23 protein-coding genes and 1 tRNA gene are annotated in these 23584 nt (G+C 41.3%); 6 read left to right on the top strand and 18 right to left on the bottom strand.

Annotation, left to right across the window (positions count from 1 at the left end; genetic code table 11):
- Nucleotides 1-113: 113 nt before the first annotated feature.
- A tRNA-Leu gene (locus ACXIUD_RS14150) sits at nt 114-180 on the top strand.
- Nucleotides 181-267: 87 nt separating this feature from the next.
- Here the strand turns inward: ACXIUD_RS14150 and ACXIUD_RS14145 are convergent.
- From ACXIUD_RS14145 to ACXIUD_RS14135, 3 genes are all read right to left on the bottom strand, one after another.
- Entirely contained in the window at nt 268-1335 is a 1068-nt protein-coding gene (locus ACXIUD_RS14145) for a M20/M25/M40 family metallo-hydrolase (RefSeq protein WP_458053297.1), read from the bottom strand.
- Between the two features lie 107 nt (nt 1336-1442).
- Nucleotides 1443-1796: a four helix bundle protein gene (locus ACXIUD_RS14140; RefSeq protein ID WP_458053296.1), complete on the bottom strand. Its 354-nt coding sequence runs from the start codon at nt 1794-1796 to the stop codon at nt 1443-1445.
- A gap of 170 nt (nt 1797-1966) precedes the next feature.
- Nucleotides 1967-3550 carry an acyl-CoA carboxylase subunit beta gene (locus tag ACXIUD_RS14135; protein ID WP_458053295.1) on the bottom strand — a complete coding sequence of 528 codons (1584 nt, stop codon included), beginning with the start codon at nt 3548-3550 and terminating at the stop codon, nt 1967-1969.
- Between the two features lie 279 nt (nt 3551-3829).
- Here ACXIUD_RS14135 and ACXIUD_RS14130 point away from each other — a divergent pair, with 279 nt between their 5' ends.
- Genes ACXIUD_RS14130 through ACXIUD_RS14120 form a run of 3 tightly spaced genes read left to right on the top strand, consistent with a single transcriptional unit; the run spans nt 3830 to nt 7298 of the window.
- A complete protein-coding gene (locus ACXIUD_RS14130) occupies nt 3830-4783 on the top strand; it encodes a Ppx/GppA phosphatase family protein (protein WP_458053294.1) in 954 nt (317 codons plus the stop codon).
- 14 nt (nt 4784-4797) lie between these two features.
- Nucleotides 4798-5871, top strand: coding sequence for an Ldh family oxidoreductase (locus ACXIUD_RS14125; protein WP_458053293.1), 1074 nt, complete (start codon nt 4798-4800; stop codon nt 5869-5871).
- Nucleotides 5872-5927: 56 nt separating this feature from the next.
- Nucleotides 5928-7298 (top strand): Gfo/Idh/MocA family protein, encoded by a 1371-nt coding sequence (locus ACXIUD_RS14120; protein ID WP_458053292.1) that lies wholly within the window; start codon nt 5928-5930, stop codon nt 7296-7298.
- Between the two features lie 321 nt (nt 7299-7619).
- Here the strand turns inward: ACXIUD_RS14120 and cysM are convergent, their stop codons facing one another.
- Genes cysM through ACXIUD_RS14100 form a run of 4 tightly spaced genes read right to left on the bottom strand, consistent with a single transcriptional unit; the run spans nt 7620 to nt 10159 of the window.
- On the bottom strand, nt 7620-8498 hold the full coding sequence (gene cysM, locus ACXIUD_RS14115; RefSeq protein WP_458053291.1) for a cysteine synthase CysM: 879 nt from the start codon (nt 8496-8498) through the stop codon (nt 7620-7622).
- Complete coding sequence (locus ACXIUD_RS14110; protein WP_458053290.1) at nt 8498-9325, bottom strand: serine O-acetyltransferase; 828 nt, start codon at nt 9323-9325, stop codon at nt 8498-8500. The genes cysM and ACXIUD_RS14110 overlap by 1 nt, the downstream gene beginning before the upstream one ends.
- Before the next feature lie 20 nt (nt 9326-9345).
- Nucleotides 9346-9891, bottom strand: coding sequence for a hypothetical protein (locus ACXIUD_RS14105; RefSeq protein WP_458053289.1), 546 nt, complete (start codon nt 9889-9891; stop codon nt 9346-9348).
- The gene (locus ACXIUD_RS14100) at nt 9872-10159 is read right to left on the bottom strand and encodes an FtsB family cell division protein (protein ID WP_458053288.1); all 288 of its coding nucleotides are present in this window, start codon (nt 10157-10159) and stop codon (nt 9872-9874) included. Before ACXIUD_RS14100 ends, ACXIUD_RS14105 begins: the two co-directional genes overlap by 20 nt.
- Nucleotides 10160-10330: 171 nt before the next feature.
- Between ACXIUD_RS14100 and ACXIUD_RS14095 the strand changes: the two genes are divergently transcribed.
- The gene (locus tag ACXIUD_RS14095) at nt 10331-13111 is read left to right on the top strand and encodes a WD40/YVTN/BNR-like repeat-containing protein (protein WP_458053287.1); all 2781 of its coding nucleotides are present in this window, start codon (nt 10331-10333) and stop codon (nt 13109-13111) included.
- A gap of 306 nt (nt 13112-13417) precedes the next feature.
- Here the strand turns inward: ACXIUD_RS14095 and ACXIUD_RS14090 are convergent, their stop codons facing one another.
- The 10 genes from ACXIUD_RS14090 to ACXIUD_RS14045 all read right to left on the bottom strand — a co-directional run bounded on the left by ACXIUD_RS14090 (nt 13418) and on the right by ACXIUD_RS14045 (nt 22528).
- On the bottom strand, nt 13418-14008 hold the full coding sequence (locus tag ACXIUD_RS14090; protein ID WP_458053286.1) for a porin family protein: 591 nt from the start codon (nt 14006-14008) through the stop codon (nt 13418-13420).
- 178 nt (nt 14009-14186) lie between these two features.
- On the bottom strand, nt 14187-14549 hold the full coding sequence (locus ACXIUD_RS14085; RefSeq protein WP_458053285.1) for a response regulator: 363 nt from the start codon (nt 14547-14549) through the stop codon (nt 14187-14189).
- Nucleotides 14550-14685: 136 nt separating this feature from the next.
- Entirely contained in the window at nt 14686-16074 is a 1389-nt protein-coding gene (locus ACXIUD_RS14080; RefSeq protein ID WP_458053284.1) for a sodium-dependent transporter, read from the bottom strand.
- A gap of 39 nt (nt 16075-16113) precedes the next feature.
- The gene (locus ACXIUD_RS14075; RefSeq protein WP_458053283.1) at nt 16114-17052 is read right to left on the bottom strand and encodes an SDR family oxidoreductase; all 939 of its coding nucleotides are present in this window, start codon (nt 17050-17052) and stop codon (nt 16114-16116) included.
- The gene (locus ACXIUD_RS14070; RefSeq protein ID WP_458053282.1) at nt 17036-17866 is read right to left on the bottom strand and encodes a peptidylprolyl isomerase; all 831 of its coding nucleotides are present in this window, start codon (nt 17864-17866) and stop codon (nt 17036-17038) included. The genes ACXIUD_RS14075 and ACXIUD_RS14070 overlap by 17 nt, the downstream gene beginning before the upstream one ends.
- Nucleotides 17863-18801, bottom strand: a complete 939-nt coding sequence (gene hemC / locus ACXIUD_RS14065; protein ID WP_458053281.1) for a hydroxymethylbilane synthase — start codon at nt 18799-18801, stop codon at nt 17863-17865. Before hemC ends, ACXIUD_RS14070 begins: the two co-directional genes overlap by 4 nt.
- Nucleotides 18773-19705, bottom strand: coding sequence for a 30S ribosomal protein S6--L-glutamate ligase (gene rimK, locus ACXIUD_RS14060; RefSeq protein WP_458053280.1), 933 nt, complete (start codon nt 19703-19705; stop codon nt 18773-18775). Before rimK ends, hemC begins: the two co-directional genes overlap by 29 nt.
- Before the next feature lie 17 nt (nt 19706-19722).
- Entirely contained in the window at nt 19723-20178 is a 456-nt protein-coding gene (locus ACXIUD_RS14055) for an ATP-dependent zinc protease family protein (protein WP_458053279.1), read from the bottom strand.
- Nucleotides 20175-21323, bottom strand: coding sequence for a DNA polymerase III subunit (locus ACXIUD_RS14050; protein WP_458053278.1), 1149 nt, complete (start codon nt 21321-21323; stop codon nt 20175-20177). Before ACXIUD_RS14050 ends, ACXIUD_RS14055 begins: the two co-directional genes overlap by 4 nt.
- 5 nt (nt 21324-21328) lie before the next feature.
- Nucleotides 21329-22528, bottom strand: a complete 1200-nt coding sequence (locus ACXIUD_RS14045) for a GlmU family protein (protein WP_458053277.1) — start codon at nt 22526-22528, stop codon at nt 21329-21331.
- A gap of 142 nt (nt 22529-22670) precedes the next feature.
- Here ACXIUD_RS14045 and ACXIUD_RS14040 point away from each other — a divergent pair, with 142 nt between their 5' ends.
- On the top strand, nt 22671-23282 hold the full coding sequence (locus ACXIUD_RS14040; protein WP_458053276.1) for a Uma2 family endonuclease: 612 nt from the start codon (nt 22671-22673) through the stop codon (nt 23280-23282).
- Nucleotides 23283-23335: 53 nt separating this feature from the next.
- Here the strand turns inward: ACXIUD_RS14040 and ACXIUD_RS14035 are convergent, their stop codons facing one another.
- Entirely contained in the window at nt 23336-23581 is a 246-nt protein-coding gene (locus tag ACXIUD_RS14035; protein WP_189580574.1) for a type B 50S ribosomal protein L31, read from the bottom strand.
- Nucleotides 23582-23584: the final 3 nt, after the last annotated feature.

Genomic DNA, 23584 nt, shown 5'->3' with positions numbered 1-23584 from the left:
TTTGGGAAATCGTTTATACCGAAGAATTGATAGATAGATCATCTGCTCTTAAACGTGAGCTAGAAATCAAACGGAAAAAATCAAGAAAATACATTCTTTGGCTTATCGAAAGTAGCTCAACTGGCTAGAGCGTCCCGACAGACGTCGGGAAGTTCATCGGTTCGACTCCGTTATCCTCCACAAAAAGGCTTGCAGAAATGCAGGCCTTTTTTGTTTTCAACTAGATGTACTGAGTTGTTTTTGGGCTTTCAGTTTTGAAGGTATAAGTTAGACTACATACCTAAAATCAAACGAAGGATCAAACTCCAATAAAAACTTATACATCAATTCGATCACATGATCTATATCTTGCTTACTGGCTGTTTCAACAGTTGTATGCATGTACTTCAAAGGCAAGGAAATCAAGGCTGAAGGAACACCTTCATTAGAATAAGCAAAAGCATCAGTATCAGTACCTGTACTTCTCGAAGCTGCTGCTCTTTGGAATGGAATCTCATTTTTGGTAGCTGTAGCAATAATCAAATCCAATAATTTTTTATGTACTGCTGCCCCATACGTCAACACGGGTCCATTGCCTGCCACCTGATCACCAGAAACAATTTTACTATACATGGGTGCAGTGGTATCATGACAAACATCTGTAATGACCGCAACATTGGGCTTGATACGAGCAGCAATCATCTCTGCTCCTCTCAATCCAATCTCTTCCTGAACTGCATTGACCACATAGAGACCAAAAGGTAATTTCACCTGAGACTCCTGGATTTTCCTAACAACCTCTGCGATCATATACCCTCCGATTCTATTGTCCAAGGCCCTCCCGGAAAGAAACTTCCCATTGAGCTCTTGTAATTCATCTTTAAAAGTGATTACACAACCCACATGAATCCCCATTTCCAAGACCTCGTCCTTGGTTCGGGCACCTACATCAATAAAGATATTATCCAGCGTAGGAGCATCTTCTTTCCCATCTTTGCGCACATGAATGGCCGGCCAACCAAAAACCCCTGGAATAATCCCCTTATCGGTATGGATATTCACACGCATGGATGGAGCAATCATGTGATCTGAACCACCATTTCTGCGTACATAGATGTACCCCTCTGGAGTGATGTAATTGACAAACCAAGAAATCTCATCTGCATGGGCCTCTATCACCACTTTGTATGGATGATCGGGATTGATGACTCCTACAGCAGTTCCATAATTATCCGTAAAATACGTATCTACAAAAGGCTTGACATAATCCAGCCAAATTTGCTGTCCAGATGCCTCAAATCCAGTTGGAGAGGCGTTGTTGAGGTAGTTAGTAAGGAATATTTTTGAAGATTGCATATTGTGAGTTTTGGATGTCAACAGTCGACGGTCAATTGTCAACGGTTTTGATACACGTATAAAATGGGATTACTATTTTCTTTAACAATTTATCGAATTCAGATAGTTTAGGTTAAAGAGTTTCTTAGAGCTTGTATGCTTTTAATGAGATCATTATACTTATTGTATAAACTTGTAAAGTCGTCACTTTTGATGATTTTTCTCATTTCGCCAAGGTAAAGACAAGTGACTACTTCCAATGCTGAGCGTATACTGTAATTCAAGAATCGTTTAAATTCAGCAGAACTTTGACCTGTGGAGCCCTCTGCAATATTTAGTATAACAGAATCAGCCGCTTTTTGCATTTGTGTCCCTAGTACAAATTTTTCATGTGAAGGAAACTCCTGAATTACTTTACTTACCTCAAAAGCCAGTTCCAAAGCAGTTTTCCAAACTTTTAACTTTTCAAACTTAAATGCCATAGTAGTAAAAGTATCACTTTTGACAAAATTTACACTAAAAACCAACCTACGATCATCCTCTATTAAAAGAAAATCGTAGGTTTTACATAGAGACCGACTATCATTATTCACTACTCACTGTTAATTGCGCACTGCTTGCAGTTGACCGTCAACCGTTGACTGACTAGCCGTTAAAGAGGAATATTCCCATGCTTCTTCCTAGGCAATTTATCCACCTTATTTTCTAGCATTTTATAGGCGCGGATGAGTTTTTCACGGGTTTCGGATGGGAGGATGACTTCGTCTACGAATCCTCTATGGGCTGCGCGGTATGGATTCGCAAATTTTGAGGTGTATTCGTCGATTTTTTCTTGGAGTTTTTCTTCTGGATTTTCTGCTTCAGCAATTTCACGTTTGAAAATAATTTCGGCAGCACCCTTGGCGCCCATTACGGCGATCTCCGCAGTAGGCCAAGCAAAATTCAAATCAGCTCCAATATGTTTGGAATTCATTACATCATAAGCTCCACCATAAGCCTTACGGGTAATGACAGTTACTCTTGGGACGGTGGCTTCTGAGAATGCATACAATAACTTTGCACCATTGACGATAATCCCGTTCCATTCTTGGTCAGTACCTGGCAAAAATCCTGGAACATCTACAAGGACCAATAAAGGCACATTAAATGAGTCACAGAAACGGACAAACCTTGCTGCTTTGATGGAAGCGTCGTTGTCCAATACACCTGCCATAGATTGTGGTTGATTGCCCACAATACCAATACTTCGGCCAGCCAACCTTGCGAATCCAACTACGATGTTATCCGCGTAGTTTTTATGCACTTCCATAAAGGAATCCTCATCCACAATTCCATTCACCACTTCACGGATATCATAGGGATGATTGGGGTTTTCTGGGATAATGGTATCCAATTGAGGTCTCAATTCATTTTCCTTCTTATCATAAGCATATACAGGTGCCTCATCTTCGCAGTTTTGAGGAATATAGCTTAGCAACTGCTTGATATGATTGATACAATCCAATTCATTAGAACATGCAAAATGTGTCACCCCACTTTTGGTACTATGCGTACTTGCTCCTCCCAATTCTTCTGCTGTTACGGTTTCTTGTGTCACCGTTTTTACTACATTAGGGCCTGTCACAAACATGTAGGAAGTATTTTCTACCATCAAGATGAAGTCGGTAATCGCAGGAGAATACACTGCTCCACCAGCACATGGGCCCATGATCGCAGAAATTTGCGGAACCACTCCTGATGCGAGTGTATTTCTGTAAAAAATATCTGCATAACCACCCAACGAAACGACCCCTTCCTGAATACGTGCACCACCAGAATCATTGAGACCAATTACTGGTGCTCCATTTTTCATAGCCATATCCATGATTTTACAGATCTTTTCAGCATGAGTCTCCGATAGAGAGCCTCCAAAAACAGTGAAATCCTGGGAGTACACATAGACTAATCGACCATTGATTTCTCCATAACCTGTAACCACCCCATCTCCGAGGTAGTGTTCCTTGTCTAAGCCAAAATCCTTGGCTCTATGCATCACAAACTTATCAACTTCCTGAAATGTACCTTCATCCATCAAAAAATCAATGCGCTCTCGGGCAGTCAATTTCCCCTTTTTGTGTTGAGCTTCAATCCTTTTGGCTCCCCCTCCCAGTAATGCTTCTTCATTCTTTTTAGTTAAAAGTTCGAATTTTTCCTTGTTGGACGGCAGGCTATAAATTCCTTTGACTTGACTTTTCATATGTTTAAAGTTTGCTTTCGACGGTTATTTTGGAGTGACTTTAGAAAAACTCTTCTTTAGGAAGCTTTTTTCTTACGATCGATATCCCCTGTTTAAAATATTAACTTGGTCAAATATAAGTAAGGACTGCGATAGTGAGAAAAATTTGTTGGTCAATGACTATACAATTTACCAAAGTTCCAAAAGCATCTCTTTGGCTTCCAGTAAAATTGACTGAAAATAGGTTAGCAGTTTTCAAGATTATGTTTCTATATTCGCACATCTTAAAAATAGGTGAGTATGAGACCTAGAAAGGCTGCAATTATCGATATGGGGACCAACACATTTCATTTGTTGTTGGTGGAGATTTATGGAGAGAAATACACGACTTTATACAAAGAAAAAGTCGCTGTAAAAATAGGACAAGGGGGAATTAACCAACGAGTAATTCAAGCCGATGCTGAAAAAAGAGCCTTTCATACCCTACAACACTTCAAAAACCTGATTGACGGTGAAGGAATCACCGAAATATTTGCTTTCGCTACTTCCGCAGTTAGAAATGCAGAGAATGGTCAGGCCTTTGTTAGCAAGGTTTCTCAGACCATAGGGATAGACATCAATGTCATCGATGGGGTGCAAGAGGCCCAAATGATTTATGAAGGTATTCGACTAAGTGGAGCCTTGAATGAGGAAGTTTCTTTGATGATGGATATTGGCGGTGGTTCTGTAGAATTCATCATCGGGACACAGCAAGCTGTCATGTGGAAACAAAGTTTTGAGATTGGAGGTCAACGCATGTTGGACCTTTTTCACTACCATGATCCTATACTTCCTGAAGAAACACAAAATTTATTTGAATACCTTGGAGGTAATCTTCAGGAATTAATCACTGCTATACAGACATATCAACCCTCACGCTTTGTAGGTGCTTCCGGAACTTTTGATACTTTATCCGATATTTATTACGCCTCTTTACATAAACATAAGACCAGAGAAGAACGGGTCTTTTTACTGCCTCGTACTGCCTTTGATCAAATTTCCAACCAACTACATACTTTACCCAAGGAAGAACGACTCAAAATCCCTGGCATGATCCCTATGCGTGTGGATATGATTGTAGTTGCCTCTTGTTTGATTGAATTTATTTTAGGATTCCTTTCAGTAGAACTCTTGGTATGTTCTAATTTTGCCCTCAAAGAAGGGGCCATCGCTCAACTGATGGGAAAAGATTCTCTTGCCATTGCAGAGAAATAAGACCAACGAAGCTTATGAATTTCACATACGAACACCTCCACCAATTCACTGTTGATATTCTGCGAAAAATTGGCTGTCCTGCAGCGGATGCAAAGTTGGCTGCCGATGTTTTGGTATCTGCTGATTTGCGTGGAGTAGACTCCCATGGTGTAGCGAGACTTTCTGGCTATGTTCGCTTGTGGGAAAAAGGAAGAATCAATGCTACTCCATCTATCCGCGTCACATACGAAACCCCAAGTACCGCAGTAGTGGATGGAGATGGTGGATTAGGATTGGTGGTCGCTCCATTTGCTATGCAGGTGGCCATAGAGAAAGCCAAAAATGCTGGTACCGGATGGGTTTCCGTGAAAAATAGTAATCATTATGGAATTGCTGGCTATCATGCGATGATGGCCTTGGAACATGATATGATTGGAATTTCCTTGACAAATGCAAGTCCATTGGTTTCTCCGACTTTTTCCAAAGAGCGTCTTTTGGGAACAAACCCTATTTCTGTAGCCATACCGGCTAATGAACAACCACCTTTTGTAGCAGATATGGCAACAACAACTGCTGCTAACGGAAAATTGGAAATTTTACAGCGAAAAAACTTAGAGGCTCCAATTGGATGGGTTCAGGACCCACAGGGCATCCCAACCACTGATGCTAACGGTGTCAAAAAGGGTGGTGCGCTATTACCCTTGGGTGGAGATAGAGATCATGGATCGCACAAAGGATATGCACTTGGGGCGATTGTGGATATATTCTCTGCAGTTTTATCAGGTGCTAATTACGGTCCTTGGGTTCCGCCGTTTGTAGCATTTCTAGAACCTGACCCCAATCCAGTTGGGGAAGGTTTAGGACACTTTTTTGGAGCCATGAGAGTAGATGCTTTCAGACCTGCGGATGAATTCAAAGGTCATATGGACACTTGGATCAGTCGATTCAGAAGTGCCACACCAGTAGAAGGACAAGAAAAAGTAATCATTCCAGGCGATCCTGAACGCGAATTAGAAGCGATTCGAAGAAAAGAGGGAATACCCTTACTCCAAGCAGTAGTAGAAGATTTGACCCAATTGGGAGAAAAGTTGGGCGTAAGCTTTTCCTAAGTTCTCCTTGTCTTCCCCTCTCCTTTTTGTAACTTGAGACTGTATATCCATGGCATATGAAAACAGTCTCAACTTCTGGAAGAAGGAATTTTCTAAAGAAAAGCGCAGCTATACTAGCACTTTCTAGTCTTGGAAATTTATCCGCTGGATTTATTGGAAATAAACAACCACTTCGAGTAGCCGTCATTGGCACAGGTTGGTATGGTAAAAGTGACCTCTTTCGTTTACTCCAAATTGCCTCGTGTGAGGTAGTCGCCCTCTGCGATGTGGATCGCATACAATTGGAGGAAGCTGCAACATTATTGGCACAAAGACAGTCACAATCCAATCCTCCCCAGCTGTACAAAGACTATCGGGAACTATTTAAAAATCATGCCCTAGACATTACGATCATTGGTACACCAGACCATTGGCATGCTTTGCAAACCATTGCAGCCTTGGAAGCAGGTTCCCATGTGTATGTGCAAAAACCTGTTTCAGTAGATGTCTTGGAAGGGGAGGCTGTAGTGGCAGCTGCAAAAAAATATGCCAAGGTCGTCCAAGTTGGACTTCAACGGCGCAGCACCCCTCACTTAATCGAGGCCAAGCAAGCAATCATCGACACAGATAAGTTGGGAAAGATAGCAGCGGCGGATATTTTCTGTTACTACCACATGCGGGAGGATAAAACCAAAGAGCTGCAAGAAATACCTGCGCATTTTGATTACGACTTTTGGACTGGACCTGCACCCTTGAGACCCTTTACAGGATTACCCCATGGTCTACACTGGCGATCATTTATGGAGTACGGAAATGGAATTACGGGGGATATGGCTGTGCATATGTTGGATGCTGTACGTTGGATGCTCAATTTGGACTGGCCTCATACCATTGCTGCAAAGGGTGGGATTTTTGTACAAAATAAAGGTCAATCCAATACAGCAGACACCCAAACCGCCATTTTTGAGTTTGACAATGTGACAGTCACCTGGCAGCACCGAACTTGGGGAAATCCCGTAGACCCTGAATACCCTTGGGGATTTAAGATATATGGAGAACATGGGGTGCTCGCGGGTTCTCCTTTCAAAGCTGAATTCACCCCCTACCCCGATGCAGAATCTCAAGTATTTGAGTGTTTATATGAGCGAGAAAAATATCCCGAAGATTTGACCGAAACAGGCATGGAGATTCATGCAGCCCCAGCGACGAGAAGGCATTTTCAAAACATGGTAGAATCCATTAGTCACAATACTGATCCGATTGCAGATATTTACAGCAGCCATATTTCGACGGCGTCCTGCATCTTGGCCAATCTTTCTATGGACCTAGGAAGACCATTGAGATATGACCCGAAGCGACGAATAATTTTGAATGATCCTGAGGCAACTGAATTATTAGAACGTCCATATAGAATTCCATGGATTCATCCCGGTAAGCAATGGCTATAACGACAACTAAAGGTTGCCTGAGTTTTTAAAAAAAATATTTCTGAAAATTTAGCCCTCAAGGTATCATGTTGAAAATTGGAAACTTACTATTCCATAAAAAAGCACTATTAAATCTCTCAGCCTGTTTTTTTCTAATAGGCCTACCAATAGGTATTTTAGTTGCTTTTATTCAGGACACTGGAACAATGCCAAGCCCTGTCCTTCTGGTGTTTGGACTTATGGTTTATAACTTGGGATGCTTTTTCTATTTCGTGAATAGAATCAAGAAAAACGTAAAAGATTCCTCTGCCATTTCACTTGAAAAATGAAAAACGTTGGATTTCATCCAAATAAATCCGAACTCAGATATCTATCCCCTCGATCGCAAGTAATGCAAACAATCACACCTTGCTCGAGCTCTTGAGCAAGCTGAAGGGCTGCATGAAGCGCACCTCCACTGCTCATACCCGCAAGAATTCCCTCCTCTTTTGCCATTCTCCGAGTCATAGTAGTGGCCTGATCTTGACTGACATCAATCACTCGATCTACACGAGAAGGATCAAAAATCTTTGGTAAAAACTCAGGAGACCATCGACGGATTCCTGGAATATTCGAACCGTCTGTAGGCTGGGTCCCTACAATTTGAATAGCTGGATTTTTCTCTTTCAAAAACTTAGACACCCCCATTATCGTACCGGTTGTACCCATGGCAGACACAAAATGAGTGACTTTACCCTCTGTATCTCTCCAAATTTCAGGACCTGTGCTATAATAGTGGGCCATGTAATTATCAGGGTTGGCAAATTGATCCAGCATCACATAGCCTTCTTCACGGGCCATCTGCTCAGCAAGTTCACGAGAGTATTCAATCGTTTTTGCAGCAGGTGTTAAGATCACTTTAGCACCATAAGCCTCCATGGATAGAATTCGCTCTTTGGTGGAGTTATCCGGCATGATCAAGGTCATATTTAAACCCAAAAAATTAGCCACCATTGCCAAGGCAATACCTGTATTTCCACTAGTCGCTTCTACCAAATTATCCCCCGCTTGAATTGTCCCTCTCTCAAGCGCAGACTTCAGCATATTGTAAGCAGCTCTATCCTTGACAGAACCACCTGGGTTTTGTCCCTCCAATTTGCAATAAATCTGCACGCCTGGATTGGTTGGAATGGTGCGAAGCTCCACTAAAGGAGTATTACCGATCAGCTTTTCAATATACATTAGGTCTTGATAATATAAGTTTCACGATGTTCTCCAGATGGGTCTTGCATATTGGCTTGGTAATATACTTTAGAGTGAGGAGGTATAGACTTGGTCAACCATACATTCCCACCTACTATGGAATGCTTTCCAATGACCGTATTCCCCCCTAGGATGGTTGCCCCGGCATAAATCACCACATGATCTTCGATGGTGGGATGGCGCTTTTTATCAGCATCAATTTTATCCACACTCAAAGCACCCAAGGTTACTCCTTGGTATATTTTGACACATTCTCCGATAACAGTGGTTTCGCCAATTACAATTCCTGTCGCATGATCTATGCAGAATTTTGGTCCTATTTTGGCACCTGGATGGATATCAACACCTGTTTTACTATGGGCATATTCGGTTATCATTCTTGGGATAAGATTAATTCCCAAGGTATGTAACCCATGTGCCACTCTGTAGGCTGTAATCGCATAAAACCCAGGATAGCATCGGATCACCTCTGTCAATGACTTAGCAGCTGGATCTCCATCAAACATGGCTTGTACATCCTGGAGGATCAACTCATAGATTGCTTCCAGGTTGATAAAAAACTGTTCCGCTAAATCTCCTCCGTCAGCTTGATGTAAGTGCTTATTTTTGATCAATAAGCCACCCAGCCTGCATTTCAATTCTTCGACTTTTTGTTGAATTTGTGCCGGGTCTTTTAAGAGTTCTTCTGAGAAATCAGGAAATAAAAGGCCTAACAAGTCCTCAAAAAATAACTGAATAACTTTAGCAGATGGGCATTCTGGACAATTGCGATGAGCCAGTGCCAATTTTTGAACAAAAGAATCCATGAGAAATGAATTTATGATGACTACAAGACTAAACCTACGCGAATCACATATGGTTCATTGTAAGGAGATCGTCTTACATCGTAATTGAGGTTATACAAAAACATAAAGTTTGCTCCACCCCGATTCCCAAAAGGAACGAAATACCCTCCACCAACCAAAAATGCATCCACCCACTCTCTTCTTGAGGTGTTGGTTTCAAAATTGTACAATTCAAAATTTAGCGTCTCGTATTCTGCATGTAGAAAAATATTGGGTAGCACATTGTATCTGGTGAATAATCTCCCCCCATAAAGTGTGTTGGACAAACCTACCCAACGGCTATCATTAAAATATTGATACGTGAGTCCTGCGCCAGCAGATAACTTGTCAGTAATCATGACACCTGCAAGAGGTGATATATCCAAAAAAGTAATCGTACCGAAAGATAACCCAAAATTCCCCCCATAGTACATTCGGTCTTTCAAAGGAGGTCTTTCCTCCGGATCAACTACCCGCTGGGCAAAGCTGAGCTGCATCCCTAACAGTACCCATGTGAGCAAGAAAGCACTACTCTTCAACCACCACATACAAATCCTCTGATTTTTTCTTCATGTAATACCGCTCACGAGCAAATTTTTCTAGCAATTCGTAATTACTCATCAACTCCTCCCGATCGGCTTTGATTTTTTCTTTTCGCTCCAAATAAAACTCTTTTTGATTTTCCAGTTCTTTTAACTTGGTTCTCAGCTTGAATTGAGACACCACATCATTGGAATCAATAAATACCATCCAGATGATAAAAAACAACGTAAAAAGTACGTAGAAATTTTTGCTATACTTGAGGACTTTTGACATGATTCCCGAAATCGTTGAGTTAAATTACCTTTGGTACTTCGAACTTAGTAAAGATTCAGGCTATTTTCAAACATCCTGCCATCCAATTATCCTAAGAATATCACATTCAGCTATTTTTCGACAATTTTATTCCTCTGAATACTTATATTACTAAGCAAAAAATCATCAGCTATGCTAAAAAAATACTTAAAATTTTCTTTTTCGATCCTGGCTATTGGAGCCTTACTTATCTCCCCCTCCCTCGCACAAGACATAAAACCCACAACCGCGAAGGAATTAAAAGAAGCTGTGGAAAAACATCAACAGCTATTTTCGGAAACCCCTTTCAGAAATTATCCAGCTAGAAATGTAGGCCCCACTAATATGAGTGGACGCGTGGTTGACATAGAAGTCAGCAATGACTATAAGACCTTTTACATTGCTGCAGCTTCCGGAGGGGTATGGAAGACAAGTGACAATGGTCAGTCTTTTGCTCCCATATTCGACCATCAGGGCGCAATAGGTATTGGAGACATGGCCCTGTCTAAAAGCAACAATAACATCCTCTGGGTAGGTACGGGAGAAAACAACTCCAGTCGATCCACTTATGCAGGTGCAGGCGTATACAAGTCCACTGATGCAGGACAAACTTGGGAACATATGGGATTAGGCTTTTCCCAACACATAGGGCAAATTCAAATCCACCCGGAGAACCCAGACATCGTTTGGGTGGGCTCCATGGGCTCTCTCTACTCTACCAACGAAGAAAGAGGACTATATAAAACTACTGATGGAGGAAAAACATGGAAGCGAACCTTATTTATCAACAACAATACCGGCGTCATCGATATCAAAGTTGATCCAAGCAATCCAAACCATTTGTTGGCTGCAACTTGGGAGCGATTTAGACAATCGCATGATTTCATAGGTAATGGAAAAGGTTCCGGAATCTGGAAATCCGAAGATGGTGGAGAAACCTGGCAAAAATCAGATACGGGATTCCCAACGGATGAATTTGTTGGAAGAATCGGCTTTGACTTCAGTATGAGTCAACCGAATATCGTATATGCATTGCATGATAATCAACGGACTGAAACGAGGGAAGCATCCCGAACTATGGGCAGCAGGAATGCGGAAGATCTCAGCTTTGAAAGCTTCCAAACTATGAGCGCAGCCGATGTGCAAAACTTGGATAATGCTAAACTCGATCGTTTTCTGCGCAGCAATCGCTTTGCCACCAAATACAATGCGGCTTCAGTTAAGCGATTAGTTGCCCAAGGGAAAATAACTCCAAAGCAGATAGCTACTTATAATGGAGGTGGTGTGGATGCAAATGCCGCAATCCTAAATGCAAGTGTGGTTGGGGCTGAGGTGTACCGATCGGAAGATAGTGGAAAATCCTGGAAAAAAGTCAGCGAAAGTGACTTGTCCAGACTTTACAACACCTATGGTTACTATTTTGGAGAAGTCCGTACAAGCACTACAAATCCAGATGAACTGTTTTTATTGGGTGTGCCGCTATTAGTTTCAAGAGATGGCGGGAAGAATTTTGCATTGACCGATACGGTAGGCAATGTACACTCGGATCATCAAGCGATGTGGATCAACCCACAGGATAGTAAACATATTTTATTGGGAACAGATGGGGGCTTATACAGGTCCTATGGCGGAGGCGAACGCTGGGAGCACTTAAACACAGAATTGACGATCAGCCAGTTTTACTCCATCATGGTAGATGAAAACGAACCTTACAATATCTACGGAGGAATGCAGGATAATGGCGTATGGTATGGTAAATCAACAGGAAAACCTTCCGATGTATGGACTTCCTTAATGGGAGGTGACGGTATGGTGGTAGCTGTTGACACCCGAACAAATGATATTGTATATACAGGCTTTCAGTTTGGCAACTACTTTCGCATCAATACCAAAACTGGCGAACGTAAATCTGTTACCCCCGGTCATGATATTGGCAGAGCCCCGAATCGATGGAACTGGAGAACACCGGCAGTGCTCAGCAAGCATAATCAGGACATATTCTACATGGGTTCGCAATACGTGTACCGCTCCTTGGACAGAGGAGATACTTGGGAAACCATTTCACCAGACTTGACTAAAAACCAAAAAAGCGGAAATGTCCCATTTGCAACCTTAACAGTAGTAGAGGAATCTCCATTGGAGTTTGGGACACTTTATGCAGGATCTGACGATGGCAATATTTGGATAACGCGTGACCACGGCAAAAACTGGACTGATATCAGCAAAGGATTACCTCAGGGTAGATGGATAAGCAGTGTAACTCCATCTGCCCATCAGGAAGGCTTAGTCTATCTTACGCTCACTGGCTACAGATTTGATGATTTTCAGGCATATGTTTTCAAAAGTACTGACTATGGAAAAACATGGGCAAGCATCAAAAGTAATTTACCTATGGAGGCTACTAATGTTATCAAAGAAGACTTAAAAGATGCGGAAATACTTTATCTGGGAACAGACCATGGTTTGTATGTAAGTGTGGATGGAGGGAAAATTTGGACATTGTTCCAAGGTAACTTGCCAAACGTTCCGATTTATGACATGGTGATTCAAGCCAAGGCCAATGATTTGGTTATTGGTACGCACGGAAGAAGTGTATATGTCATCAATCTGGATGTTTTACATCAAATCAAACAGGATAATGGAGCATTTGCCATTCTCAAAGCTGACAATGTTCGCATCAATCCACGCTGGTCCGCAATGTCAGGAAGAACAAACTCACAAGCAATCATTTTCTACCTTCCTTCTGCCCAATCAGTAACCTTGACAGTTCAGAATAATACAGGAGAAACTGTTAAGTCTTGGGAAATAGCAGGTTTAAAAGGTGTAAATATGACTTCTTGGGACATGGAAACCTCTATTCCAAAAGGCAAATATTCTCTTCTTATCACGGATAGTAAAGGCATTTCAGTTGATAAGAGTTTTGACATCAATTGATAGATTGAATTGATAGGAGATATTTTGGTTTTTTTGAGAGAAGAAATTGGGTAGAAATAAAGTTGAACCAACATTGAAACAACCTTTAAGACATATGTTGAAATGTTGTTACGAATAGTCAGAACTTCTATCGGAGCCCTTTCTTAAACAATAACGAAAAAAACCTAGACTTCAGCGGTCTAGGTTTTTTTTTGATTCTATCATGATGGAGAGGGAAAAATCAAAAAACATGTCTCAAAAAATGAGTTCATGATACTTATTTTAGGTGCTTTTTTTGTGCTGATTAATCCTTTATAAAGAATGACTCTAGAACAAGCGAAAACCAGCTGAAACCATCAATTGATTTTGACGCTGATCGGTATTGAAACCTGCCACGCTTTGGGCGATTCTTCCCAGAGAGTTTTCATATTTGAAATCTAGAATAAGATTCCCTAAATCAAGGCCTATACCCGCTTGATATCCTAGGGTAGATTTACGATAATCTACATCTTGCGCCACATTCAAGGCATCATCTAATGTATAATCCAACAATACAGAGGCAATAGGGCCAGCTTGGATTCGGAAAACTCTTGCCAACTTCACTCCAACCATCAAGGGGATATCTAATCGATTGAAATTGGCATCAATAGTAGCATCTATGCCAGAATCAGATTTTTGAATGATTGTACCACCTGTATTGGTATATAAAAATTCAGGCTGTACAAAGACTGAGGCACCGCCCATACGTACAAATGCTCCGACATGATATCCAAGGGAAGTAGATCCCGATTCAAAACCGTCACCTGTAACTGTAATGGAGCTTTGGGAAACCCCAACTTTTGGACCTATGGAAAAATCCTGAGCAGATAATCCGGAAAACCAAAGGGCTGCGATCAAGACAAAACTTAATTTTTTCATATCCTATATTTTGTAATCTCTGCTAATGTAAATAAATCAGCCATAAATAACTAACTCAAGGATAGCTAGTTTTATTGCCATCAACAGAAAAAGAAAACTCAGGTTAACTACCATTTATTGAAATAAAAAGATAGTCAATCTGAATTTCAACAGGATCTTGTATAAATCGGAGGATCCGTCATTTTCTTGCGTGTTCTTTGGCTATATCGTACAGCTTATAAAAGTCCATTGGTTTAGGCAGTAATTGATCAAATACTTCTTTACTTTTTTTCTTGTAGGAATCAATATTCCCAGCAGTAAAGCCAATAATTGGAATATTACGTGTCTTGGGAGACTTCTTGAGCTCACTAAGCAGCATCAATCCGTCCATATTGGGCATCATAATATCTGTAATGACTACATTAAAATCTTTTTCCAAGGCTAATACCTCCAAAGCCTCTATCCCATCACTTGCCGTGAAGACTTTATGGTTCTCTTTTTCGAAAACCTTTTTCAGGATTAATCTAGCTACTGCATCATCATCAACGACTAGAACTTTCATGCCTTTTATTTTATGGTAAACGAACTAAAAAAATTTAAATGTAAATTACATATTTCTTAGCATGAAAACCAAATTTTGGAAGATAAAAAACAAAAAAAGAGAGGAAGACCTCTCTTTTTTTGAATATTTTTGTATATCAACCTCCTTCTTGAGGCTCTCCAAAGAGCCCTAACGTATCCAATAGTACCAATGCGATAACTATTGGACAAACCCACTTGATAAAGAAAACCCAAGCCGCACGCCAAGGACCTTTAAATGACGGTGATCCTAATGCAAGCTCATTGGCAAAATCGGAAATCTTCTTGGCCCAGCCTGTGTAAAGTGCCAACATAAAGCAAATCAATACAACCGCAAAAGTCCCAAACAAGAAATCCATAATTGAGAAGAAACCTACCTGTTCATTCCCTCCAAATTTCAAGGTAAGTGATTCAAAGAAGTTTCCTTCAATAGAAGAAAGTGCAGAAGGCACAGATAATGCCATTGCCGCAATACCTATCGTCCAAGCCGCTTTCTTTCTGCTCCATTTCTTCTCATCAATAAAATACGCTACAGGAACTTCCAACATAGAGATCGAAGAAGTCAAGGCGGCTACTAACAATAACAAGAAAAACAATGCGCCAATAAAATTACCTCCCGGCATTGCATCAAATACTTTTGGCAATACCTCAAAAACCAAGGCAGGTCCACCAGCGGGGTCTTTTCCTGGCAACAAAGCAAATAAAGCTGGAAATACCATCAAACCACCCAACAATGCAACCATACTATCCATCCCTGCAATCCAGCCAGAAGACTGAACGATATTACTACTCTTTGGCAAATATGACCCAAAGGTAATCATCAAACCCCAACCCACAGACATGGAGAAAAAGGCCTGTCCAAGTGCCGATAGGACTACTTTTCCATCTATTTTAGAAAAATCAGGCTTCAAATAGTACTCAATACCAGCGCTAGCACCTTCCAAAGTTACCGCACGCCCTGCAATAAAGATAATGATGATAAATAGGATAGGCATCAAAAACTTAGCTGCCTTCTCAATACCACCAGAAACTCCGCCCAATACTACGCCAATCGTCATCAAAATAAAGATGAAACACAATGGAATCACATACATTGGTGTCTGCTGAAAATCGGCAAAATCAACAGGTATATCGATCAATTCAGTGAAAATGTAGCCAATTGTCCAACCTGCGATTACTGAGTAATAACTCAAAACGCAGAAACACACCAAAATACATAACACCCCTGCTAACTGCCAAAATTTATTACCCCCTGTCCCTCGAATAGCTCCAATAGGGTTTTTGCCAGAAATCCTTCCTAATGCTATTTCATTGAGCAATAAGGGGAGTCCAATCAAAAGAACACAAATTGCATATACAAAAACAAAAGCGCCCCCGCCGTTCTCACCTGTCAGGTATGGAAATCTCCAAATATTTCCAAGTCCTACCGCTGAACCGGCAGCCGCCATAATAAAACCCAAGCTGGAACCCCATTGGCCTCTACCTTGGGTATCTGTATTCATAGCCATACGTTACGAAGTAAGTGTGATTTATAGATTAAATTAATTTTAAGAATCGGCTAATTTAAGTTGTTTTGCTAAAATACCAATTCCGCTAGTAAAACTTTTGGGTTCAAAATTGAACTCATTTTGAACTTTTTGAATAATGAATCCTGTTAGAGGGGGCCGTTTAGCCGATTGTGTAAAAGTAGAAGCGTTTACTGGCTGCAGTAATGTTTTATCCAAACCAAAATAATCTGCGGTCATTTCAGCCATTTGGAAAGGTGTTAAGACCTCCGCTCCTGATACATGAAAAATTCCTACGGACTTTTTCAACACCATCAACAAACAAGCATCTGCCAAATCTTCCACTAAAGTTGGGGTACGGATTTGGTCGGTGACCACTTGAATAGTTTTTCCTGCCATCAAAGATTCCCTCACCCACAAAATAATATTTGACCTACTCAAGCCCTCCGCTACCCCATAGACCAACACCGTCCGCACAATTGCCCAAGACAGATTACTTTGCTGTAAGAGTTTCTCCCCTTCCCATTTGGTTATTCCATAGTAATTGACAGGATTGGGTTGGTCCTCCTCTGTATATGGACCATTTTCTCCATCAAAAACAAAATCAGTTGACAGATATAAAAAATAACAACCAATTCGTTCGGCTGCCTGAATTAGATTTTTTGTACCTATTACATTGACTGTATAGGCTTTTCCCTTATTTTCTTCGCATATATCCGCCTGGGTAATAGCAGCGGCATGGATAACAACGGTAGGCCTGTATTTGTCAAAGACTCTGCTTACCTGCTCCTCGGAAGAGATATCCATGGACTCCCATTGGTAGTAATTGGTATAATGTGCCGGTAGTCTACTTTCACCAAGGCCAGTGGCAATCACCTGTACATATTCCCGGTGGATCAACAACTCCACTAACTTATGCCCCAATAAACCATTGGCACCAGTAATCAGGATGGTCTCAGAGCGTTCAATTGCCAAATTCATACCCAAATTCTTTGGTGATTTTGGATTTTGGCATTTGGGAAACACTCACTTTCATATACACAGGACTGACTGGTTTGTCACGGGGACCTGTTTCCACAGCTGCAATTTTTTCCATCACATCCAATCCCTGAATCACTTTTCCAAAAACAGTATATTCATTATCCAAGTGTGGGGTTCCCCCTACTGTGGTATAGGCTTGAATCTGCTGAGGGGTCATATTTTTCTCCAAATTCAAATTGTAGAATGCCTCCAAATCGGATTTAGCAGCGAGCATCATTTCATTGATGGCATCAAACTCCTGTGCTTGGTACAATTGCTGATACTTTTCCATCAATTCACGATTGCTCCCCAACTGCATGTACTTAAAAAAAGTCTCTGACAACAGTCTCATGTCCACCACTAATTCATTGCGATCATAGACCTTCCCTTGGACTATATAAAATTGGGAACCGCTGGACCTCCGCTCAGGATTAACATTATTGCCCATCCGAGCAGCAGCTATCATACCTTTCTCATGAATCAATCCAGGCTTAATCTCTGCCGGTACAGTATACCAGTCTTCCTGAGGCAAACCCTCTTTTCCAAAAACATCACCACCTTGGATCATGAAATCTTTGATCACCCGATGAAAATCAGTAGAATCAAATCGTCCTGCTTGTGCTAAATTCACAAAATTTTCTTTGTGTTTGGGTGTTTCGTCAAACAACACCGCATACATATCCCCATAGGAGGTTTCAAACTTGACCAGATATTCTTTTTCAGTTTTGCAGGAAAAACTTAGCACCACTAACACTCCTAATAATAACTGTCTCATGTATTCAATCCTTTTTTAATATCCTGTAAAATTTCTGCACCACCAGCTTTCAAAATGGAATGTGCCAAGCTTTCTCCTAGTTTAGTAGCATCCTCAAAAGACCCATGGATTTCCTGCACAAGTCGGTCTTTCCCATCCAAGCTCACAATCCCACCTTTTAATACAAGTGCATCATTTGCTATGGTCGCCAAGCCAAAAACAGGTATGCTGCAACCACCTTCCAATACACGTAGATATGCTCTTTCCGCTTCCAAGCGATACCCTGTAGCGGGATGGTGACAAGCCGCAATGATGTGTTGTCTAATGGCAGGATCTAATGTAGAAGCTGCTTCAATAGCCACAGAGCCCTGTCCCACTGCAGGAGTAAATTCCTCTAAACTCAACTCCTCCACAATTAGCTCATCATAACCCATCCTATGCGCACCTGCATAGGCCAATAATAAAGCATCACAAACACCCGATTCCATTTTGGCAATTCTTGTCTGAAGATTTCCTCTTACTTCCACCGTCTGAATATGAGGATAGAAATGCTTCAAGGTAGCCACTCTTCTTGTTGAGGATGTGCCTAGCAATAATGGTTTAGATGAATCCTTGTAATCAATATCCTTCCGATGACTCAAGATGATATCATTTACTTTCTCCCGCTCAGTAAAGGCAATCAGTTCAAACCCTTCTGGCAAAGATGACTGCATATCTTTAGCACTGTGGACAGCAATATCTATAGCCCCCGAGGCCAATTGATCTTCCAACTCTTCCGTAAAGACTCCCTTGCTACCGATTTTAGCAATGGATACATCCAAGATCTTATCACCTTTGGTCTCGATTATTACTATTTCACTTTCCAGCCCCTGCTTTTTTAACAAGTCCTGCACATGATAGGCCTGCCAAAGAGCTAATTTACTCCCCCTAGTGCCTATCTTTATCTGCTTGCTCATGTTTGATTCGTTTTTTTCTATCTGATTTTTGCACCGACAACTCGATATATTTGACTATTTCCCCTGCAATATCAATTCCCGTAGCTTTTTCTATACCTTCCAAACCTGGGCTGCTGTTGACTTCCAAAATCAAAGGACCTCTGTCTGATTGCAACATATCAACACCTGCTATATCCAAACCAAGGGCTTTGGCAGCTCCTAAGGCAGCCAAACGCTCTTGTTTAGTCAGTCGAATGACAGTTGCCTTTCCTCCTCTGTGTAAATTGGACCGAAACTCCCCCTCAGCACCCTGTCGCTTCATAGCTCCCACTACTTTACCATTGACTACAAATGCTCGAATATCTGCCCCTTTAGCTTCTTTAATAAATTCCTGTACGATAATCCGTGCCTTCAAACCATGAAATGCCTCAATTACGGACTGTGCAGCCTTTTTAGTTTCCGCCAAAACCACACCTAATCCCTGAGTTCCTTCCAATAGCTTGATGATCAAGGGAGTGCCCCCGACCTGTTCGATCAAGGTTTTTTCTCCTCCTTTGGAAAAATTGGTGAAAGCCGTTTTTGGCATACCTAGACCTTCTCTGGATAATATTTGCAAGCTCCTCAACTTATCTCTACTTCTAACAATCGCCTGAGACTGAACTGCCGCAAAAGCTCCCATCAGTTCAAATTGCCTCACCACGGCTGTCCCATAGAATGTCACGGAAGCCCCGATTCTCGGGATGATCGCATCAATACCCTCCAATTTTTCTCCCTTATAAATGATGGAAGGCCCCTCTTGTTCAATAATTAGATCACATAGTAAATGATCAATAATCAAGGCTTCATGACCTGCTGCACGGATAGCTTCCTGTAGTCTTCGGGTAGAGTATAAATGTTGATTTCTGGAAAGAATGGCAATTTTCATAGTGGGGAGGCTGCTCCTTAAGTCGTTGGTGTAGTTTTATTTTTTCGAGGGTTACTTAGATGAACTTGAGAAACATCCACGAGGAATCTCCCATGTATGAGCTTCCTGCCAATCAAGACGGCATTCCGCATTTTGGAGCGATCAGTGAGCGTAAACTCAGCTTCAAATTCTTCCCCAAACATACGGACTTTTGTACTGACTTTATACCGAACTTCCGCTTCTCCAAAAGAATTCTTTACCCGTTTTTGAGTATAGGTAGTTGCTCGAAGTTCCTTTCCTGAATATTTCCGATCCAAAACAGCCAGCAATTTAAAATAGAGGACTTTGGAACCGTTTTCTATCCGTTCCTCAGCATAATCACAGTGGATGGAAGAGGTATAAGCACCTGTGTCAATTTTGGCGCTGATATTGGTTATCCCCCAGTCCAAAAAACTGATTTTCTCTTTTCTACCGATGATTTTTTTGCTACTCATGCTGTTTCTTTGGCTCTCATGATCCTGGCTAACTGAAAAGATAAATCGGCAAACATAATCTTCATATTCGCATTACGCTCGATATGATAATGCGCCTCATTCAGCAAAGCATACATTTTGGCCAGCTTTGCTTCTGAAAGCACATGTTCTCCCAATTTATGGATGAAATCCCTGTCCTCATCAGCACTCCTCTTCAAGTTTACTACTTCGCTTTTATCCAGCAAAACCTCTCTCAGTACATTGATCCCTGTCAATAGCATGGACTTTTGACCTTCCTTGTCTGTAGAACTGAAATTTTCTGTAAAACCAAAAATGGCATTGATATCCAAAGAAAAACAGGCTCGAAACCAGTCTCGGATTACGTTGGTATTTTTATCCTTGACTCCATCTACCAACTGGAAAGCCTCTCGCATGTTCCCATCAGCCAAAGGGGCAATTTGCACTGCTGCCTCCGGCGAGCATAAATCCATGGCTACAAGGTGAGCCTTGATCTCTTCATCAGAAAAAGCTCGAACCATGATTTTTTGCGTTCTCGACAAAATGGTCGTCAACAGCCTATCTGGAAAGGATGTCACCAAAAAAAACAGGGTTTTTGCCGGTGGTTCCTCTATAATTTTCAAAAGCGCATTGGCAGCATTGATATGTAAAAACTCCGGACACCAAATGATCATAATCTTGTAGCCCCCCTCAAAAGACTTCAGAGAAAGGGTCTGAATGATTTGTTTGGCAGCTGCTTTGGATATGTTCAGTTGTTTTTTTTCAATGGAATTGAAATACAGCCAATCAGAGATATTGCCATAAGGTCTCGTCTGAACAAAATTTCTAAACGCTCCTATAAAATCGATTTTATCACTTTTGGCACCTTTATCATCGTCATCCGAAGTTCCTCCTGGTTGCGGAATGGCAAAATTAGTATCAGGATGGATAAGTTTTGCCATCCGTTGACAGGAAGCACAAGTACCACAGGAATCTTCTTCTTGAGGGTTTTGGCAATGCAAGTAGGTTGCTAAAGCCAAAGCCATATCCAAATTAGGGGAACCTTCCGGTCCATGAAAAAGCAAGGCATGTGCTAAGTGATCATTTTTGACAGCCTGCACAATTTTTTGTTTGACCTCAGGCAAACCCGGAATAGATGAAAATAACATATCAATTAGCCTTCTTTATCCCAAATACGGTAATGTTTGGTCAATTCGAAAACTTTCATCAAGATTTCTTTCTCCACAGCGTCGAAGTCCAAGCCTCTGCGCTTCATGACAGCTTGTGCTGTTTCCTCAAACTTACGAAACTGAAAAGTCGTAAACCCGGCAGCACCTCCCCAGGCAAAGGAAGGAATGAAATTTCTTGGAAATCCATCGCCAAAAATCAAAGCGCCTACTCCTACAACTGTTCCTGTATTGAGCATGGTATTGATACCGGTCTTGGAGTGGTCGCCCATCATCAGCCCACAAAACTGCAAACCTGTATTGGTAAATCCTCCCTTGGTATAATCCCATACTTTTACTGGAGCATAGTTATTTTTCAAGTTGGAAGTATTCGTATCCGCACCCAAGTTACACCACTCACCAATGACTGAATTCCCCAAGAATCCCTCATGGCCTTTGTTACTGTAGCCAAAAATTACCGCATTGGAAATCTCTCCTCCTACTTTGGAAAATGGGCCGACGGTGGTGTCTCCCCTCAATTTAGCGCCCATATTTACTGTACTCCCTTCGCAAAGCGCAAAAGGACCACGGATGAGTGCTCCCTCTTGAACCTCTGTGTTTTTACCGATATAAATAGGGCCTGCCTCAGCATTTAAAACAGCAGTCTTAATGGTTGCCCCTTCTTCTACAAAAATATTATCCGCTTGATAAACGACCGTATGCTTATCTTCAATGGCAGCAGAAGCACGGCCTTTGGTGATTAAAGTGAAGTCTTGCTTGATTTGAACTCCATTGTGTTGGAATATATGCCAATTTTTCTGAACCAATGTGCATGAATGCTCATAAGGAACTGATTGGAAATTTTTCACCTGCTCGATCGAAAAAGCCTTCTGCTTACTGGTTTTCGCAGCCAAAATCGTCTGTTGATACAAAAGCACTTCACCTGTTTTTAACCCTCGAATGGCGGTAACCACATTCTCATCTGGGCATAAAGCCCCATTGATCCACAAGTCCTGAGCCCCTACTATCGGAAATTTCGTTTGTAAATAATCTTGGGTGAGATAGCTGACCTCTCCACCTAGGTAGCGCTGCCACTTTTCTGAGATCTTCAAAATCCCAATACGGATATCTGCTACGGGACGGGTAAAAGTAAAGGGCAATAAAGACCCGCGAATAGCTGGGTCATCAAATAACACAAAGTTCTCCATGTCACAAAAATAAAAAAGTCTCACAGAAAACAACCCCTTTATTCCAGCGAATAAACAAGCCTTTCACATATTCGTATGTACAGGGTCAAATGAGTGGTAGTTTAGACTTTCAACAACTACAAAATTTTAGTAGATTAGAATCATGGAAAAAGAAGAGCCTTTAAATCTTGTAAAAGAACCCTATACAGAATATGGGAGCTACACCTATGCGGATTATCTGCAATGGGATTTGGATCATATGGTCGAACTTATCAAAGGGAAAGTTTTTAAGCAAGCAGCCGCAGCACCACGGAGAATACATCAAGAATTATCGGGAAGGATATTTAGTGAATTTCATTCTTTTCTCAAGAAAAAACCGTGTAAAGTGTACGCTGCCCCTTTTGATGTCAGGCTGCCCACTGCTGGAAAACAAGCAAAAACAATCAATACAGTCGTACAACCCGATTTGTGTGTAGTCTGCGACCCCAATAAATTAGATGAATATGGATGTATTGGCGCACCAGATTTAATTGTAGAAATTTTATCCCCAAGCAACAATAAAAAAGAATTACAAAACAAATATGAAGTGTATGAGGAAAGCGGAGTTTCAGAATATTGGATTGTTCATCCTTATGAACAAACATTGCTTGTATATTCATTGACCGAAGGAACATACGTACCTTCTAGGCTTTTTACGCTTGGAGACAAGGTGGCTTCCCAATGCGTCCAAGGATTTGTACTTGACCTTGACGAATTATTTGAGGGTTTGGAATAAAAAAACTCCCAACCTCTAAAGGAAGGGAGTTTTCAATGCTTGTGATGTACAAATTATTTTTTTGCGTATCTTCTGTTGAATTTCTCAACACGACCCGCTGTATCAAGCAACATTTTCTTACCAGTGTAGAAAGGGTGAGAATTAGAAGAAACCTCAATCTTGTAAACTGGATATTCCTGACCATCTTCCCATACGATTGTTTCACTTGTTTCGATCGTAGACTGAGTCAAGAATTTATATTCACTTGAAGTATCGTAAAATACGACAGGTCTGTAGTTAGGATGAATGTCTTTTTTCATTGT

Source organism: Mongoliitalea sp., from assembly GCF_054166905.1.
This window is presented reverse-complemented; position numbering and strand designations above follow the sequence as displayed.

Bases quoted from the DNA above. Each gene is read 5' to 3' on its own strand.
- ACXIUD_RS14145 (WP_458053297.1), bottom strand. From the start codon at position 1,335: ATGCAATCTTCAAAAATATTCCTTACTAACTACCTCAACAACGCCTCT.
- ACXIUD_RS14140 (WP_458053296.1), bottom strand. From the start codon at position 1,796: ATGGCATTTAAGTTTGAAAAGTTAAAAGTTTGGAAAACTGCTTTGGAA.
- ACXIUD_RS14135 (WP_458053295.1), bottom strand. From the start codon at position 3,550: ATGAAAAGTCAAGTCAAAGGAATTTATAGCCTGCCGTCCAACAAGGAA.
- ACXIUD_RS14130 (WP_458053294.1), top strand. From the start codon at position 3,830: ATGAGACCTAGAAAGGCTGCAATTATCGATATGGGGACCAACACATTT.
- ACXIUD_RS14125 (WP_458053293.1), top strand. From the start codon at position 4,798: ATGAATTTCACATACGAACACCTCCACCAATTCACTGTTGATATTCTG.
- ACXIUD_RS14120 (WP_458053292.1), top strand. From the start codon at position 5,928: ATGAAAACAGTCTCAACTTCTGGAAGAAGGAATTTTCTAAAGAAAAGC.
- cysM (WP_458053291.1), bottom strand. From the start codon at position 8,498: ATGTATATTGAAAAGCTGATCGGTAATACTCCTTTAGTGGAGCTTCGC.
- ACXIUD_RS14110 (WP_458053290.1), bottom strand. From the start codon at position 9,325: ATGGATTCTTTTGTTCAAAAATTGGCACTGGCTCATCGCAATTGTCCA.
- ACXIUD_RS14105 (WP_458053289.1), bottom strand. From the start codon at position 9,891: ATGTGGTGGTTGAAGAGTAGTGCTTTCTTGCTCACATGGGTACTGTTA.
- ACXIUD_RS14100 (WP_458053288.1), bottom strand. From the start codon at position 10,159: ATGTCAAAAGTCCTCAAGTATAGCAAAAATTTCTACGTACTTTTTACG.
- ACXIUD_RS14095 (WP_458053287.1), top strand. From the start codon at position 10,331: ATGCTAAAAAAATACTTAAAATTTTCTTTTTCGATCCTGGCTATTGGA.
- ACXIUD_RS14090 (WP_458053286.1), bottom strand. From the start codon at position 14,008: ATGAAAAAATTAAGTTTTGTCTTGATCGCAGCCCTTTGGTTTTCCGGA.
- ACXIUD_RS14085 (WP_458053285.1), bottom strand. From the start codon at position 14,549: ATGAAAGTTCTAGTCGTTGATGATGATGCAGTAGCTAGATTAATCCTG.
- ACXIUD_RS14080 (WP_458053284.1), bottom strand. From the start codon at position 16,074: ATGGCTATGAATACAGATACCCAAGGTAGAGGCCAATGGGGTTCCAGC.
- ACXIUD_RS14075 (WP_458053283.1), bottom strand. From the start codon at position 17,052: ATGAATTTGGCAATTGAACGCTCTGAGACCATCCTGATTACTGGTGCC.
- ACXIUD_RS14070 (WP_458053282.1), bottom strand. From the start codon at position 17,866: ATGAGACAGTTATTATTAGGAGTGTTAGTGGTGCTAAGTTTTTCCTGC.
- hemC (WP_458053281.1), bottom strand. From the start codon at position 18,801: ATGAGCAAGCAGATAAAGATAGGCACTAGGGGGAGTAAATTAGCTCTT.
- rimK (WP_458053280.1), bottom strand. From the start codon at position 19,705: ATGAAAATTGCCATTCTTTCCAGAAATCAACATTTATACTCTACCCGA.
- ACXIUD_RS14055 (WP_458053279.1), bottom strand. From the start codon at position 20,178: ATGAGTAGCAAAAAAATCATCGGTAGAAAAGAGAAAATCAGTTTTTTG.
- ACXIUD_RS14050 (WP_458053278.1), bottom strand. From the start codon at position 21,323: ATGTTATTTTCATCTATTCCGGGTTTGCCTGAGGTCAAACAAAAAATT.
- ACXIUD_RS14045 (WP_458053277.1), bottom strand. From the start codon at position 22,528: ATGGAGAACTTTGTGTTATTTGATGACCCAGCTATTCGCGGGTCTTTA.
- ACXIUD_RS14040 (WP_458053276.1), top strand. From the start codon at position 22,671: ATGGAAAAAGAAGAGCCTTTAAATCTTGTAAAAGAACCCTATACAGAA.
- ACXIUD_RS14035 (WP_189580574.1), bottom strand. From the start codon at position 23,581: ATGAAAAAAGACATTCATCCTAACTACAGACCTGTCGTATTTTACGAT.